Source organism: Corynebacterium lemuris (genome assembly GCF_024919295.1).
Lineage (GTDB): Bacteria > Actinomycetota > Actinomycetes > Mycobacteriales > Mycobacteriaceae > Corynebacterium > Corynebacterium lemuris.
The window spans coordinates 37,362-51,202 of record NZ_JANWTC010000003.1 but is presented as its reverse complement, the minus strand read 5'-3'; the positions used below and the strand labels follow the sequence as shown (position 1 = coordinate 51,202).

General features: G+C 67.4%; 15 protein-coding genes and 7 tRNA genes. 9 read left to right on the top strand and 13 right to left on the bottom strand.

The window, feature by feature from the left end:
* The first annotated feature begins 32 nt into the window (after positions 1 to 32).
* Both NYP18_RS05535 and NYP18_RS05530 read left to right on the top strand, forming a co-directional pair.
* Complete coding sequence (locus NYP18_RS05535; protein WP_259427179.1) at positions 33 to 893, top strand: inositol monophosphatase family protein; 861 nt, start codon at positions 33 to 35, stop codon at positions 891 to 893.
* A gap of 105 nt (positions 894 to 998) precedes the next feature.
* Entirely contained in the window at positions 999 to 1,292 is a 294-nt protein-coding gene (locus NYP18_RS05530; RefSeq protein ID WP_259427178.1) for a DUF4193 domain-containing protein, read from the top strand.
* 74 nt (positions 1,293 to 1,366) lie between these two features.
* Here NYP18_RS05530 and NYP18_RS05525 read toward each other — a convergent pair whose 3' ends face one another.
* On the bottom strand, positions 1,367 to 1,891 hold the full coding sequence (locus tag NYP18_RS05525; protein WP_259427177.1) for a DUF3093 domain-containing protein: 525 nt from the start codon (positions 1,889 to 1,891) through the stop codon (positions 1,367 to 1,369).
* Positions 1,892 to 1,937: 46 nt separating this feature from the next.
* On the opposite strand from NYP18_RS05525, the gene dut reads away from it, so the two are divergent.
* The 5 genes from dut to NYP18_RS05500 all read left to right on the top strand — a co-directional run bounded on the left by dut (position 1,938) and on the right by NYP18_RS05500 (position 6,927).
* On the top strand, positions 1,938 to 2,384 hold the full coding sequence (gene dut, locus NYP18_RS05520) for a dUTP diphosphatase (RefSeq protein ID WP_259427435.1): 447 nt from the start codon (positions 1,938 to 1,940) through the stop codon (positions 2,382 to 2,384).
* A gap of 47 nt (positions 2,385 to 2,431) precedes the next feature.
* Positions 2,432 to 3,244, top strand: a complete 813-nt coding sequence (locus NYP18_RS05515) for a DUF3710 domain-containing protein (RefSeq protein WP_259427176.1) — start codon at positions 2,432 to 2,434, stop codon at positions 3,242 to 3,244.
* 76 nt (positions 3,245 to 3,320) lie between these two features.
* Positions 3,321 to 4,538, top strand: a complete 1,218-nt coding sequence (locus tag NYP18_RS05510; RefSeq protein ID WP_259427175.1) for a class I SAM-dependent RNA methyltransferase — start codon at positions 3,321 to 3,323, stop codon at positions 4,536 to 4,538.
* A gap of 85 nt (positions 4,539 to 4,623) precedes the next feature.
* Positions 4,624 to 6,531 carry a 1-deoxy-D-xylulose-5-phosphate synthase gene (gene dxs, locus NYP18_RS05505; RefSeq protein WP_259427174.1) on the top strand — a complete coding sequence of 636 codons (1,908 nt, stop codon included), beginning with the start codon at positions 4,624 to 4,626 and terminating at the stop codon, positions 6,529 to 6,531.
* A 162-nt stretch (positions 6,532 to 6,693) separates the two neighbouring features.
* Positions 6,694 to 6,927, top strand: a complete 234-nt coding sequence (locus tag NYP18_RS05500) for a hexameric tyrosine-coordinated heme protein (protein WP_259427173.1) — start codon at positions 6,694 to 6,696, stop codon at positions 6,925 to 6,927.
* On the opposite strand, the gene NYP18_RS05495 is transcribed toward NYP18_RS05500, so the two are convergent.
* A complete protein-coding gene (locus tag NYP18_RS05495; protein ID WP_259427172.1) occupies positions 6,924 to 8,120 on the bottom strand; it encodes an HRDC domain-containing protein in 1,197 nt (398 codons plus the stop codon). The two genes, NYP18_RS05500 and NYP18_RS05495, sit on opposite strands and share 4 nt — an antisense overlap.
* A gap of 23 nt (positions 8,121 to 8,143) precedes the next feature.
* Positions 8,144 to 8,725, bottom strand: coding sequence for a DUF3000 domain-containing protein (locus NYP18_RS05490; RefSeq protein WP_259427434.1), 582 nt, complete (start codon positions 8,723 to 8,725; stop codon positions 8,144 to 8,146).
* Between the two features lie 168 nt (positions 8,726 to 8,893).
* On the opposite strand from NYP18_RS05490, the gene hemQ reads away from it, so the two are divergent.
* Positions 8,894 to 9,595: a hydrogen peroxide-dependent heme synthase gene (hemQ, locus tag NYP18_RS05485; RefSeq protein WP_369408411.1), complete on the top strand. Its 702-nt coding sequence runs from the start codon at positions 8,894 to 8,896 to the stop codon at positions 9,593 to 9,595.
* 55 nt (positions 9,596 to 9,650) lie between these two features.
* Here the strand turns inward: hemQ and msrB are convergent, their stop codons facing one another.
* From msrB to NYP18_RS05440, 9 genes are all read right to left on the bottom strand, one after another.
* Complete coding sequence (msrB, locus tag NYP18_RS05480) at positions 9,651 to 10,058, bottom strand: peptide-methionine (R)-S-oxide reductase MsrB (protein WP_259427171.1); 408 nt, start codon at positions 10,056 to 10,058, stop codon at positions 9,651 to 9,653.
* Positions 10,003 to 11,286, bottom strand: coding sequence for a glycosyltransferase family 87 protein (locus NYP18_RS05475; protein ID WP_369415243.1), 1,284 nt, complete (start codon positions 11,284 to 11,286; stop codon positions 10,003 to 10,005). The genes msrB and NYP18_RS05475 overlap by 56 nt, the downstream gene beginning before the upstream one ends.
* Before the next feature lie 10 nt (positions 11,287 to 11,296).
* Entirely contained in the window at positions 11,297 to 11,917 is a 621-nt protein-coding gene (locus NYP18_RS05470) for a dihydrofolate reductase family protein (protein WP_259427170.1), read from the bottom strand.
* Between the two features lie 51 nt (positions 11,918 to 11,968).
* Positions 11,969 to 12,044, bottom strand: a tRNA-Gly gene (locus NYP18_RS05465).
* Between the two features lie 24 nt (positions 12,045 to 12,068).
* A tRNA-Val gene (locus tag NYP18_RS05460) sits at positions 12,069 to 12,140 on the bottom strand.
* 11 nt (positions 12,141 to 12,151) lie between these two features.
* Positions 12,152 to 12,222, bottom strand: a tRNA-Cys gene (locus NYP18_RS05455).
* Positions 12,223 to 12,265: 43 nt separating this feature from the next.
* Positions 12,266 to 12,338 (bottom strand) — tRNA-Gly (locus tag NYP18_RS05450).
* A 24-nt stretch (positions 12,339 to 12,362) separates the two neighbouring features.
* A tRNA-Val gene (locus NYP18_RS05445) sits at positions 12,363 to 12,434 on the bottom strand.
* 36 nt (positions 12,435 to 12,470) lie between these two features.
* Positions 12,471 to 12,543 (bottom strand) — tRNA-Gly (locus tag NYP18_RS05440).
* A 249-nt stretch (positions 12,544 to 12,792) separates the two neighbouring features.
* Between NYP18_RS05440 and NYP18_RS05435 the strand changes: the two genes are divergently transcribed.
* Positions 12,793 to 12,864, top strand: a tRNA-Val gene (locus NYP18_RS05435).
* A 54-nt stretch (positions 12,865 to 12,918) separates the two neighbouring features.
* On the opposite strand, the gene NYP18_RS05430 is transcribed toward NYP18_RS05435, so the two are convergent.
* Positions 12,919 to 13,743 carry an NAD(P)H-binding protein gene (locus NYP18_RS05430; RefSeq protein ID WP_259427169.1) on the bottom strand — a complete coding sequence of 275 codons (825 nt, stop codon included), beginning with the start codon at positions 13,741 to 13,743 and terminating at the stop codon, positions 12,919 to 12,921.
* Between the last annotated feature and the right edge of the window lie 98 nt (positions 13,744 to 13,841).

Sequence of the window (13,841 nt, the reverse complement as noted above, 5' to 3'; positions counted from 1 at the left end):
ACCAGCATACAAACTGCGGGCACAATGGGTGCATGACTTCACACGACCCTCTCGAGCTCCGTTCCATCGCGGTCGACGTTGCCACCGCCGCGGCCGAACGCATCCTGGAAAAGCGCGCGGAGCTGTCCGGACACGGGGACATCCGCCAGTTCGCCAGCACCAAATCCTCGGCGGTGGATCCGGTGACGGTGGTGGACACCCTCGCCGAGGACTTCATCGTCGACCGGTTGAACACCCTGCGCCCGAAGGACGGGGTCATCGGTGAGGAAGGGAGCGAGCGGGCGTCGGCAAGCGGGGTGTCCTGGGTGGTCGACCCTATCGACGGCACCGTGAACTTCCTCTACGGGGTACCCGAGTACGCGGTGTCGATCGCCGCAGCCGTCGACGGCCACGTCATCGCCGGGGCGGTGGTCAACGTACCTCGCGGGGACGTCTACTCCGCGGCCCTCGGCCACGGCGCGACCGTGATCCGGGACGGTGCGGCCCGCCCCCTGCGCTGCACGAAGGCCGCCAACCCCGCCCTCGCGTTGGTGGCCACCGGCTTCTCCTACGATTCGGAATGGCGTGCCCAGCAGGCCGAGCTGCTCGTCCGCCTGCTGCCCCGGGTGCGTGACATCCGCCGCATGGGGGCCGCCGCGCTCGACTTCTGCCGCGTGGCGGAGGGCACCGTCGACGCCTTCTACGAACACGGCCTGCACTGCTGGGACTTTGCCGCAGGTGCGCTCATCGCCGCGGAGGCCGGCGCCGTGGTGCACACCCCGGGCCTGTCGACGCCCGGTGCCGCCGGACAGCCGGTCTCCGCTGCCGCGGGCAACCTGGCGGGCGCGTGGGCGGAACTGCTGGATTCCGTCGGTGCGTCCAACCCGCTGAATCTGCCGGGAACCCCCGTGTGAACAGGGAGGATGACAGGGACACAATTGTGGCTTAATATGCGCCTCGACACTACGCACATCGTCCCTTTCTGCAGGGCCGATCTACAGGTTAAGGATGTATGAGCAATGGCCACCGATTACGACGCACCGCGCCGCCGGGTTGAGGACGAGCTGGAAACCGATTCCCTGGAGGGCCTCAAGGCCGCCGAGGGGCAGAACCCGGGTATTGATGACGACGGCGAGATCGTCGAGCCCTTCGACCTCCCGGCAGTTGACCTGTCGGGTGAGGAGCTCAACGTCACCGTCGTACCCAAGCGGGAGGACGAGTTCACCTGCGCCGAGTGCTTCCTGGTGCAGCGTCGCAACCGCATGTCCCACACCGAATCGGACGGTTCCGAGATCTGCCTGGACTGCGCCTAGGCTGCCCGGGCAAAGAGAACCGCCCCTTTAGGAATTTCCTGGGGGCGGTCTGTTCTTTCTGCCGGCTCCTGGTGCTACCGGTAGTGCGACAGGGCGGTCTCCGCCTGCTCCGGGAGGTAGGCCTCGAGGAGGGCCTCCGGGTTGCGCGTGCTCACCAGCCAGTAGGGGGTGGGGTCCGCCGGGTCGTCGAGCACCAGCATCACCATCTCCGGCACCCAGCCGTGCGAGACGACGAAGGCCGCCGGGTCCAGCTGCCGGCCCATCGCGTTACGCTTCGCGGTGGAGGGCACCGCCAGGGAGCGGGAGACCACGGTGTGCGGCAGGTTGGCCGACTTCACCGACAGCCAGCGCGTCCCGTCCGGATCCTCCTCGACGGTCAGCACCGTCGACGACCAGCTCAGCAGCACCCAGACCGCCACCGTGGAGAGCACGACCAGGGGGACGATGAACCACCAGATGTCGCGGTTGAGATAGAGCTGCATGGAGGTCAGCAGAACGAGGAAAGCCGCCAGGAACCACCAGTAGAGCGGCACCCACTGCCGCTCGCGGTAGAGCGTTCGGGGGGAAGAGGCAGAATCAGCAGAACCGGTGTCACTCACGATTGAACACTCTATCGCATGGGTAGATTTGCATGACGTGACCTACTTGAGTGAATTCAGCCCTGTGCGCGTCAAGCGCCTCGACAAGGACCTGCCCCTGCCCAACCGTGCCCACCGCGGGGACGCCGGCGCCGACCTCTGCTCCGCCGAGGACCTCACCCTCACGCCGGGGGAGCGCCGCCTCGTCGGCACCGGCGTGGCCCTGGCCCTGCCCCTGGGGACCGTCGGCCTCATCCATCCGCGTTCCGGCCTGGCGGCGAAGCAGGGCCTGAGCATCGTCAACGCCCCCGGCACCGTCGACGCCGACTACCGGGGGGAGATCAAGGTCTGTCTGATCAACCTCGACCCCCACAGCCCGATCGAGATCACCCGTGGCATGCGCATCGCCCAGCTGGTCATCCAGCGGGTCGAGCTCGTCGATTTCGAGGAGGTTGAGGAGCTCGGTGAAACCGTCCGTGGGGCAGGGGGCCACGGTTCCACCGGTGTCTCCTGACCGCCGGTACAGTGGGCCCAAACACGACTGAAGGAGACGGTGAGGGCATGGCATTGTGGCCATTCGGGAAGAAGAAGGACGACCAGCCGACGGAGGCTCCGGACAGCGAGCCGGTCTCCACCTACAATGACGCGCCCCCCGAGGTGCCGGCGACTGTCGAGGTGCCCCGCCACGATGCCGTCGACGGTGACACCGGTCCCTTCGACGGCGATTCCGTGGACATCGCCGGTTTCGACTTCTCCGATTTCGCCCAGGGCGTGCTCGACCTGGGTTCCATGCGCATCGCCCTGCCGCGCAACTCCCAGGTGCAGGTGGAGATGGGGGAGACCGGCCCCCGCATGATCCACATCGTCACCGAGTTCGGCCGGCTCACCCCGGTGGCCTTCGCCGCTCCCACCTCCGCCGGCCAGTGGGCCGAATCGACCGAGCAGATCACCCAGGGCATGATCGGTGACGGGCTTGAGACCGATATCGAGCAGGGGCCCTGGGGTCCGGAGATCATCGGCCAAGGTGAGAACGGCATCATCCGGGTCATCGGCGTGGAGGGTCCGCGCTGGATGCTGCGGATGACCACCACCGCCCCGCACGACAAGGCCGGGGACATGCGTGACATCGCCCGGGAGATCACCGCCCGCACCTTCGTCTACCGCGGTGACAACCCCGTGCTCGCCGGCAATTCCCTGCCTGTCATCCTGCCGAAGGAGCTGGTGGCCCAGGTGCAGCAGGCCATGGAGCAGCGGGCACAGAACATCAGCCGGGCGGAGGCCGCCAGCCCTGAGGAGGAGCAGGCGATCGACGACACCTCGCAGGCCCTGCGTGATCTCGCGGACGGTTCGGGCCCGGAGACCACTGAGAAATAGGTCCCGGATTCCCGCTGGACAGCCGCAGGCGGGTATCGTCACTTCCTCACATCCCAGAACACAAGGAGCCTCCACCGTGACTGAACTCGAGCGGGACCAGACCCGGGAACTGACCATCACCCGGATGGCCCATGGCGGGGAGGGCATCGGGGAGCTCGACGGCCGTGTCGTCTTCGTCCGCGGCGCCTATCCGGGGGATGTCGTGGCGGCCACCGTCACCCAGGTGAAGAAGCGTTTCGCCCGCGCCGAGCTCACGCAGGTGACCACCCCGGGCCCGCTCCGTGTGGAACAGGCCTGCCCGGCGGCCGCCGCGGGGGCCGGCTGCTGCGATTTCGGTGACCTCGATCCGGCGCAGGAGACGGGGATCAAGGCGGAGATCCTGCTGGGCCAGCTCAGCCGTCTCGGCCGCGTCGCGGACGCCCCCACGCCTGAGCTGATCGAACTGCGGCCGGTGCGCGGTTGGCGCACGCGGGTGCGGCTGGGTGTCGATGAGCAGGGCCGCGCCGGTTTCCGCGCGCACGCCTCCCGTGACCTGGTGCTCACCCCCTGCACCCAGGTCGTACCCGAGCTTCTCGACGGCCTCGTCGGCCCCGGCGCCCGCACCTTCACCCCGGGCGCGGAGGTCGTCGCCGTCCTCGACTCGACCGGTGCGCGTCACGTCGTGGAGACCCGCCGGGCCCCGCGCGGACGCCGCGTGGAGAAGGTCACCGACGTCCTCGAGGGCACGGGCACCGTCACCGAGCAGGCCGACGGACACACCTTCCACTTCCCGGCCACCGCCTTCTGGCAGGCCCACGTCCAGGCCCCCGACGCCTACACCGGCCTGATCCGCGGTTGGCTGGCTGACCTGGCACCGGCGGAGAACCTCACCGGCTGGGACCTGTACGGCGGGGTGGGGCTGTTCGTCCCCGCGCTCGCCGATTCCCTGGGCGAGGGCGCCACGGTCCACTCGGTGGACTACTCTCCGGCAGCCGCCGCCCTGAGCCAGGACACCCTGGCCCCCTACGGCCTCGAGGTGCACAACGACCGCGTCGAGAAGGCCCTGGACACGCTGCCCGCCCCGCGCGTCGTCGTTCTGGACCCGCCGCGCACGGGTGCGGGCGATGAGGTGGTCGCGGGTATCGCGAAGCAGCAGCCGGAGCGGGTCATCCATGTCGGCTGCGACCCTGCGACCTTCTCCCGCGACGCCGCCGCCTGGGGGGAGAACGGCTACCGCCTCGAACGTCTGGCCGTGGTCAACGCCTTCCCCGGCACCCACCATTTCGAGGTCATCGGCGAACTCACCCGCGGGTGACACGGTCGAATCAGCGGCACTGGGGCAGGCAGGTAAGATGAGCGGGACCGTTCGAACCGAGGTTGAAGGAGACGCGCAGACAACAATGGGCATTCTCAGTGGACTGTCGTCACCCGCCGACCTCAAGGCCCTCGAGGTGGAACAGCTCGAGGAACTCGCCGAGGAGATCCGCCAGCTGCTCGTGCAGAAGGTCTCCGCCACCGGCGGCCACCTCGGCCCCAACCTCGGTGTCGTGGAACTGACCATCGCCCTGCACCAGATCTTCGACTCACCCGAAGATCCGATCATCTTCGACACCTCGCACCAGAGCTATGTGCACAAGATCCTCACCGGGCGCGCCGGTAAGTTCGACACCCTGCGCCAGAAGGGCGGCATCTCCGGATACACCGCCCGCGGCGAATCCGAGCACGACTGGACCGAATCCTCCCACGCCTCCGCCGCGCTGTCCTACGCCGACGGCCTGGCCAAGGGACTGCAGCTCTCCGGCCGCGGGGACAACACCGTCATCGCCGTGGTCGGTGACGGTGCGCTCACCGGCGGCATGTGCTGGGAGGCCCTGAACAACATCGCCTCCGGCCAGGACCGCAACGTGGTCATCGTCGTCAACGACAACGGCCGCTCCTATTCGCCGACCATCGGCGGTTTCGCCGACAACCTCGCCCGCCTGCGCATGGAACGCTCCTACGACGAGCTCATGGAGCACGGCAAGAAGACACTCAAGGCCATGGGCTGGGTGGGGGAGCGCACCTTCGACGCGCTGGCCGCCTTCAAGGAAGGCGTGAAGTCACAGGTCATCCCCACCGAGATGTTCCCCGAGCTCGGCATGAAATACGTCGGCCCGGTCAAGGGCCACGACCTGAAGTCCCTGCTCCACGCGCTGACCTACGCGAAGAACTATCAGGGACCGATCATCGTCCACGCCGTCACCGAGAAGGGGCACGGCTATGCCCCGGCGGTCAACGACGTCGCCGACCAGATGCACGCCACCGGTGTCATCGACCCCCTCACCGGTGCCGCCCTGTCCAAGTCCCAGCCTGACTGGACCAGCGTGTTCACCTCCTCGATCCTGTCAGCGGCCGAGGAACGCGATGACATCGTCGCCATCACCGCCGCCATGGCCGGCCCCACCGGCCTGTCCTCCTTCGCGGAGCAGTTCCCCGAGCGTTTCTTCGACGTGGGTATCGCCGAGCAGCATGCGGTCACCTCGGCGGCCGGTCTCGCCCTGGCCGGCATGCACCCGGTCGTGGCGATCTACTCCACCTTCCTCAACCGGGCCTTCGACCAGCTGCTCATGGACGTGGCGCTGCTGGACCTGCCCGTCACCTTCGTCCTCGACCGTTCCGGCGTCACCGGGCCGGACGGCGCCAGCCACAACGGTGTCTGGGATATGGCTCTGACCAGCATCGTCCCCGGCATCCGTATCGCCGCCCCGCGTGACGGCGCCCAGCTGCGCGAGCTGTTCAACGAGGCCCTCGACACCACGGACGGGCCCACCGTCGTCCGCTACCCCAAGGGTGCCCTGCCCACCGAGCATGTGGAGCTCATGCGCCTGGAGGACGGTGTGGACATCCTCCACTACTCCGACGCCGACTCCTCGCTTCTCGACGTCCTCCTCATCGCCGTCGGATCCTTCACCGACCTCGCCCTGGAGGCGGCGCCCCACCTCGAGGCCCTCGGCCTCAACATCACCGTCGTGGACCCCCGCTGGATCGCTCCCGTCGCAGCCTCGCTCATCGGTCTGGCGGACGACCACGACCTGGTCGTCGTCCTCGAGGACGGCGTGATCCGCGGTGGCGTGGGCTCGCTGATCGCAGAGGTCCTCTCCGCAGCCGAGGTGGACACCCCCGTGCGCCGACTCGGCTTCCCCTCCGCCTTCCCGATGCACTCCTCCCGTTCGGAGCTGCTCGCCGAGGTCGGCCTCGACGCCGACGGCGTGGTGGGGTCGGTCACCGGCTGGCTGGAGAGCCTCGTGGAGGACGGCGGGGAGGTTTAGGGTTCCTTTCCCCCACCTGGTTCGAAACCCTGATCTCGAACAGGTCAAGCAAGCCCGGAATCCCGGACATGCCACCCGCTGCCGGGCTATGATCCGGGTTACAGTCCGGCGGTTGTCGGTGACGGCCTCCGCCATCCCCATCACTGATCTCCGGAGGTCATCATGCCGCTTGTCCCGAACAACTCCCTCATCACTGAAACACCTGAGCAGGGCCGCGAGCTGGCGCTGGCCATCGCGCGGAAGACGATCGGGGCGATCCAGCCTGACGCCTCGGTCCGGCAGGTCCTGCGGGCGGGTTATGCCACGGACGCTGATTCGCTGGTGGCGGCCGGCCATGTCGTCGCGATTGAGTTCGCGACCATCGCCGCGGCGAACAACTACTGGCGGGACAACTAGAAGAGGGTCTCCGTGAGGATGGGGGAGGTCAGTTCCACCTGCCACGGACGTGCCTGATGCGCGCGCAGCGCATCCGGCAGTTCCAGGGGGGAGCGGATCTCCCGGCCGGTGGTGGCGGACCACACCACCGTGCGCAGGACCGAAGGTTTGAGGATGTTCTCGCTGGGGATGGCCAGGTCGGCGGAGAGGTCGTCGAGAAGCCCCCGGGCGGTGGAGTAGCGCTCGAAGGATTCGGGGTATTCGCTGGCCCAGGCCTGGCGGGAGGGCAGGCCGCGGGTGGGGCGTTCGCGTTTCGGCCAGGTGCGCGGGTCGGAGTCCAGGGCGCGCTGGATGATCTCTCTCCAGAAGCGGCTGGCGGAGCGGCGGAAACCCTTGACCTGCGTGAGTTCGCGGTTGGTGCGGGGGACGGTGCGGGCGATCTCGACGAGCACCTTGTTCGGCAGGATCCGGGAGACTGCCCGGTCCTCCTCTACGGCGATGGCTTCCCGGCTCATCCACAGTTCCCGGGCGATCGCGAGCTGCTCCGGCCGGTGGAGGGAGGAGATGCCGCGCACGGAACGCCAGGTGGCGTCCGCGGGGCCGGTGATCTCGGAATGGGTGGTACGGATGTACTCGAACTCCTGGCTGGCCCAGTCGAGTTTGCCCTGGTTGTCCAGGATCTCTGCCATGGTGTCCCCGAGTTCGAGGAGCAGTTCCACGTCGAGGGCGGCATAGGCGAGCCAGTCCTCGGGCAGGGGGCGTTGGGACCAGTCCTCGGCGCCGTGGCCTTTGGCGAGGCGGACGTCGAAAAGCATCTCGGTCATGGCGGCGAGGTTGACGTGGTCGAAGCCTGCGAGGCGCCCGGCGAGTTCCGTGTCGAAGAGGGTGCGGGGGTAGAGGCCGAGCCAGGCCAGGGAGGGCAGGTCGGAGGCTGCGGCGTGGAGGATCCAGTCCTGCCGGTTGAGGACAGGCGCCAGGGCGGCGGTGAATTCGGAGCGGTGGCCCTCCGGGTCGAGGAGGAAGGTGCCCACGCCGCGGCGGCGGATCTGGACGAGGAAGGCGCGGTCGTCGTAACGGAAACCGGAGGCGCGTTCAGTGTCGATGGCCAGGGGTCCCTGTCCCGCGGCGAGGGCATCGGCGGCCTCGCTGAAAGCGTCAGGGGTGGCCAGGACCCGGGGGATCCCGTCGTTGGGGGTGCTGAGAACGTGCGCCATGATCATCCAGCCTAAACCACTGCTCAGCCCAGGCGGGTGATGCCCTCCGGGGGAAGGCCGGCGACGTGGGCCAGGACGCGGGAGAAGGCGAGGACGTGCGGGGCGAGATCCAGGTCGGAGGCGGTCCAGGAGGCACGCATCTCCAGCTGGTGGGCCCGCGGTGGGCCACCGATCTCCCCGAAGCGGACCGAGGCGGTCGCGGTGACGGTGCCGCCGAGGTTGGTGTGGTCGGCGTCGGCGCCGGCCAGGGCCTCGGTCAGCCACTGCCAGGCGACGTCGGGCAGCAGGGGATCGGAGGCGACCTCGTGCTCCATGTCGGCCTGGATGTAGGCCACCAGCCGCATGGCCCCCTCCCAGGTCTCCTCGGCACCGGGGTCGTGCAGGAGGATGAGCCGTCCGAAGGCATCCCCCTCGGCGGCGGCCTCCTCCATGGAGCGTTCCACCTCGAGGCCGATCGCGTGGCTGAACGGCGCCAGACGCTGCGGCGGACGGATGGTGCCCAGGGTGATCTCGGGACGTAACCGGGCCGCGTGCATCGACTCGACGGCCTGCGTGAATGCCGGCGGAGTGCTGTTTCCGTTTCCGGTGTCACTCGCGCGGTTCAGAGGCGTCGGGGTGGAGGAGGCGTCTGGGGTGAACACGACTCCAATTAACCACGCGTGTCTTCAGGCCGGTGGAGGCGCGCCGCCGGGAAGGTTGCCTCCCGCGGGCGGATACAACTTATGATGGATGAGGCCGCTGTTTCCGACGGCCCGACCAGGAAAGAGGTTTTCGTGAGCAAACTGAACTTTGACGAGCTCAACAGCATTCAGCGCTACTCCCAGTTCGTCACCTTCCGCGCCATCCCGGGGGCGCTCGGCACCGAGCGTGATGAGATCATCTCCGAGGCCACGGCCTTCTTCGAGAAGCTGGCGGGGGAGGGCAAGGTCGTGGTCCGCGGTATCTACGACGTCTCCGGCATCAACGCCGAGGCCGATCTGATGATCTGGTGGCACGCCGAGGAATTCGAGGATCTGCAGGCCGCCTACCAGGGCTTCCGCCGCACCACGGTGCTGGGCCAGCTGCTGGAGTCCACCTGGATCGGTTCCTCCCTGCACCGTCCGGCCGAGTTCAACCGCTCGCACCTGCCGTCCTTCATCATGGGTGAGGAAGCGGAGGCGTGGATCACGGTCTACCCCTTCGTCCGTTCCTACGAGTGGTACCTGCTCGACGACAAGGAGCGTCGCCGTATCCTCGCGGAGCACGGCCAGGCGGCCCGCGATTACCCGGATGTCCGCGCCAACACGGTGCCGGCCTTCGCCCTGGGTGACTACGAGTGGATGCTCGCCTTCGAGGGGCCGAGCCTGGACCGCATCGTTGATCTGATGTACAAGATGCGTTACACGGAGGCCCGCCTCCACGTGCGTGAGGAGACCCCCTTCTTCACCGGCCGCCGTGTCGCCGACGTCGGGGAGATCATCCGGATCCTGCCTTAGCAGAATGCTTGTCGACGCCCGCCTGAACCCAGGCGGGCGTCTTTGCGTTGCTGTCCTACTTCTCCTGCGGCTCCAGTGTCAGGGAGATGGAGTTGATGCAGTAGCGCAGATCGGTGGGGGTGTCGTAGCCCTCACCCTCGAAGACGTGCCCCAGGTGGGATTCGCAGTTTGCACACAGCACCTCCACGCGGACCATGCCGTGGGAGGTGTCGCGGCGCTCGATGATGCGGTCCCCGGCCAGGGGGGAGAAGAAGGAGGGCCAGCCGCAGCGGGCGTCGAATTTCTCGTCGGAACGGAACAGTTCTGCACCGCAGGCCCTGCAGGAGTAGACACCCTCGGTGGTGGTGTCGGTGTATTCACCGACGTGGGGCGGTTCGGTGCCTGCCTGACGCAGGACGTGGAATTCCTCAGGCGTCAGACGCTGGCGCCACTCGGTGTCGCTGATCAGTTTGAAGTCGGTCATGCCCCGAGTCTAACGATTCCTCCCGCCACCACACCAGAGCGCTGGTGGTGACCGCCACGAGCAGCAGCGCCCAGCCGATGGTCGGGTGGAAGAAGGCCATCCACCGTGACAGATCGACTTCGGTGGTCGAGTGGAAGGAATCCGGGGTGAGGAAGAGATAGGCCGCCAGCCAGGCCGGCCACGTGTGGAAGACGCTGGTGCGCTGCAGGAGGGTGAACATCATGGGGAAGAGCATCATCGAGTAGTACATCTGCCCCAGCGAGGACAGGAAGAACACCCCGGCGAGCAGCAGCCCGGTGGTGGTGGTGGCCCACAGCAGGGGATCGGTGTAACGCCAGCGCAGCAGGACGATGACGCCCACGGCGACGATGACGGCGAACAACAGCCACAGGGCCGTCTCCAGCGCGGCGGGCATACCGAAGTAGACGGCCGCGCCCGCCAGCGAGGAGTTAGCGTAGTCGCGCACCTCACCGAGGTAGGGGACCAGGCGGGTGAGGTAGTCACCGGCCCCGGGCACCACCGGCCATGCCGCCAGGTTGAAGACGACCGGGACGGTGACACCGCCCAGGACGGTCCGCCAGTCGAGTTTCACCGCCGGCAGGAACAGCAGGGGCGCGAACTGCGGTTTGATCAGGATCGCCACCCCGATGAGCAGCCCGGCCCGCCAGCGCCGACCCGACAGCAGCAGCGCGAGGAACCCGGCGAGGGCCAGCAGCAGCATCCCGTTGATGTTGGAGAAGATCAACGTGTTGCGCACTGATTCGGTGAGGAAGGCGAATGCGACCGCCGCGGGCCACACGAAGCTGCGCAGGGACCAGCCGAACATCCGGGTGAGCAGCGCAAGCGCCGCGATGACGGCCGCCGCATTGGCGATGATGAAGGCGGTCCGGGCGGCGTCGATGTCGCTCAACCAACCCAGGGGCATCAGCAGCAGCGTGGCCCCCGGGTTGTACAGGTAGTGCGGGTCCACGTGGTGGTAGATCTCGTTGTAGACCGGCACGCCGTCGATTGCCCGGCGCACCGCGGCGTAGACGGTGGTGAAGTCGTCGGTCACTGAACCGTTCAACGCCAGCACGAACACCCGGTGCAGGACCAGCGCCACAGCCAGCGGCCAGGCGACCGCCCGACCGATCCGGTCGAAGCGGGTCCGGCGCGGCTCCGCCGGCGGATCAGTCAGGGGGGTGCGGGCAACCCACAGGTTCTCAAGTCGGGTCGTCGGCGAAGTCACGCGGTTTACCCTACCGCAGCCCCTTTTCGCCCCTGCGGTAGCGCAGGAACAGCGTGCCGTCGTCAGTGGAGGTCATATGGTCCAGCGACAGCCACCTGTTCACGTCGTTGACCAGATGCTTTCCCACGGGCGCGGAGATCAGCGGCGCCACCGTCAGGTGCAGCACGTCCACCAGGTCCGCCCCGAACATCATGTTGAAGACACCGGACCCGCCCTCGCAGGCGATCCGCATGAGCCCACGGTCGTGCAGCGCCTGCACCATCTCCTCGGGTGAGTCAGCGGGGATGAGTTCGGCCGGGGCGAGATGGGCGGGGGCGGTGGTCAGTGAACTGCGCGGGGTGAGGATGAGGGTGTTGTCGAAGGAGCGGTCGCCCAGGTGCAGGGTGCGGGAGACGATGGCCAGGCATGCGGCCCGCTGGCCGGTGTAGTTCTCCGCGACGACGGTGCGCGCCCCCACCAGCACGACATCCGCCCAGTCGCGCATGGCCAGAAACAGCTCCCGGTCGAGGTCGTTGCCCATCCCGCCGGAGAGGCCGTCGAGGGTGAGGGAACCCGTGAGGGAGGAGATGGCGACGGCCCGCAGTTCCGGTTCGCCCGGTGGGAGGGTGGGGCCGATGATGTCAGTCAGCATGCCCCAAGGGTAACGAAAACGGGGGCCGGTCAAAGACCGGCCCCCGTGGGCTGGAGCGGATGACGAGACTCGAACTCGCGACCCTCACCTTGGCAAGGTGATGCGCTACCAACTGCGCTACATCCGCAATGCGAGGGTGCTTGACCCTCAGTGCGCGATACTGGGATTGAACCAGTGACCTCTTCCGTGTCAGGGAAGCGCTCTCCCGCTGAGCTAATCGCGCAGGACTAACAGAGGTGGAAACGGGAATCGAACCCGTGTGCACGGTTTTGCAGACCGTTGCCTCACCACTCGGCCATTCCACCGTGGCGTTACCGCCTCAAGGCACCTTAAGGCACAAAGTACCAGAGCGGATGACGAGACTCGAACTCGCGACCCTCACCTTGGCAAGGTGATGCGCTACCAACTGCGCTACATCCGCAATGCGAGGGTGCTTGACCCTCAGTGCGCGATACTGGGATTGAACCAGTGACCTCTTCCGTGTCAGGGAAGCGCTCTCCCGCTGAGCTAAACGCGCGGGTTCATTTCTTACCGATTGGCCCGGTGAAATGAGAGCGGATGACGAGACTCGAACTCGCGACCCTCACCTTGGCAAGGTGATGCGCTACCAACTGCGCTACATCCGCATGCACCTGGCTGGCGGCTTGTGGCCGTTGCTGTGGTGCGGTTCAAAACATTATCCTCAACCACCCTCGGATGACAAATCGCCAGGTCGCGGCAGGGAAGTGCAGGTCGCGGCCCGGCCGCTGGGCAGGTTTGAATTACATCTGTGTCATTTCAGGGGTGCCCGATGGGGCCTTGCCCGGCCGATATGTGTGCTGACCTGCGGATTAGGTCCTTTCACCCTCCTGTGGGTAGAGTTCTTAAGCGCACAAGGTCCTATGGCTCAGTGGAAGAGCGTTCCGTTCACACCGGAAAGGTCGCTGGTTCGAACCCAGCTAGGACCACAACAGCCCCGTTCATCATGGTGATGAACGGGGCATTTTCATTATTTGCCCAGCTCAGGGCTCTCGTCCCGCGATGATCTCCGCATAGCCCTCCCGGAAGGTCGGGTAGTGCAGACCACCCAGGAGACCATGCAGCAGTGACCCGTCCAGAACCGTGCCCCCGGCCTCTCCGGGCGCGGCCTCCGGAGGTGCCGGCAGTCCCAGGTGCTGCGCTACGAAGCCGGCCACCTCGCCGAGCGGGGCGGGTGCCCGGTCCACGGCGTGCAGCACACGGGGAGGATCTGCGGCGGTGAGCAGCCACTCCAGGGCGCGGACCAGATCAGCTTCGTGGATGCGGTTGGTCCGCTGTGCGTACCGGATGGGAGAGCGTTCGAGGACCTTCCGCAGGATCATCTCGCGCCCCGGTCCGTAGATGCCTGCGGGGCGGACGATGAGGGCGTCGAAAAGCGCGGTGGCCAGCAGCTCGCCCTCGCGCAGCAGGACACCCCGCGGGGTGGTGGGCGCGGGGATGTCCGCCTCGGTCAGTGGGCGGCCATCGTATCTGCCCTCGAAGACACCCGTGGAGGACACGAAGATCACCCGCGGCGGCACGGACGGCAGCGCTGCCGCAAGATTTCGCAGCGCCTTCAGATAGCCGTCGGGTTCCCCGCCCGTGGACGACGTCAGGGTGATCACCATCGCGTCTGCGGCGGGTAATGCCTCAGCAAGTGGCTTCCCCAGATCGACGGGGACGCTGTGGAACTCCGCGGGCAGGCTCGAAGTGTCCCGCCGCAGCGCGACCACCTCCCGGCCGGAGGCGAGCAGGTGCTTCCCCAGTCTGGTGCCCACCCGGCCGCAGCCGACGAGCATGACCCGTGCGGGCTGGTCAGTTGATGTCATGTGGCCGGTCCATCGCATGAAACCACCATATGGTGCCGCAGCCCGGGGTGCCGCACACCACCTTCCTTCCGGGATATCAGGGTGCTACCCTGGCGGGG

Bases quoted from the DNA above. Each gene is read 5' to 3' on its own strand.
- NYP18_RS05535 (WP_259427179.1), top strand. From the start codon at position 33: ATGACTTCACACGACCCTCTCGAGCTCCGTTCCATCGCGGTCGACGTT.
- NYP18_RS05530 (WP_259427178.1), top strand. From the start codon at position 999: ATGGCCACCGATTACGACGCACCGCGCCGCCGGGTTGAGGACGAGCTG.
- NYP18_RS05515 (WP_259427176.1), top strand. From the start codon at position 2,432: ATGGCATTGTGGCCATTCGGGAAGAAGAAGGACGACCAGCCGACGGAG.
- dxs (WP_259427174.1), top strand. From the start codon at position 4,624: ATGGGCATTCTCAGTGGACTGTCGTCACCCGCCGACCTCAAGGCCCTC.
- NYP18_RS05500 (WP_259427173.1), top strand. From the start codon at position 6,694: ATGCCGCTTGTCCCGAACAACTCCCTCATCACTGAAACACCTGAGCAG.
- NYP18_RS05495 (WP_259427172.1), bottom strand. From the start codon at position 8,120: ATGGCGCACGTTCTCAGCACCCCCAACGACGGGATCCCCCGGGTCCTG.
- msrB (WP_259427171.1), bottom strand. From the start codon at position 10,058: ATGACCGACTTCAAACTGATCAGCGACACCGAGTGGCGCCAGCGTCTG.
- NYP18_RS05470 (WP_259427170.1), bottom strand. From the start codon at position 11,917: ATGCTGACTGACATCATCGGCCCCACCCTCCCACCGGGCGAACCGGAA.
- NYP18_RS05430 (WP_259427169.1), bottom strand. From the start codon at position 13,743: ATGACATCAACTGACCAGCCCGCACGGGTCATGCTCGTCGGCTGCGGC.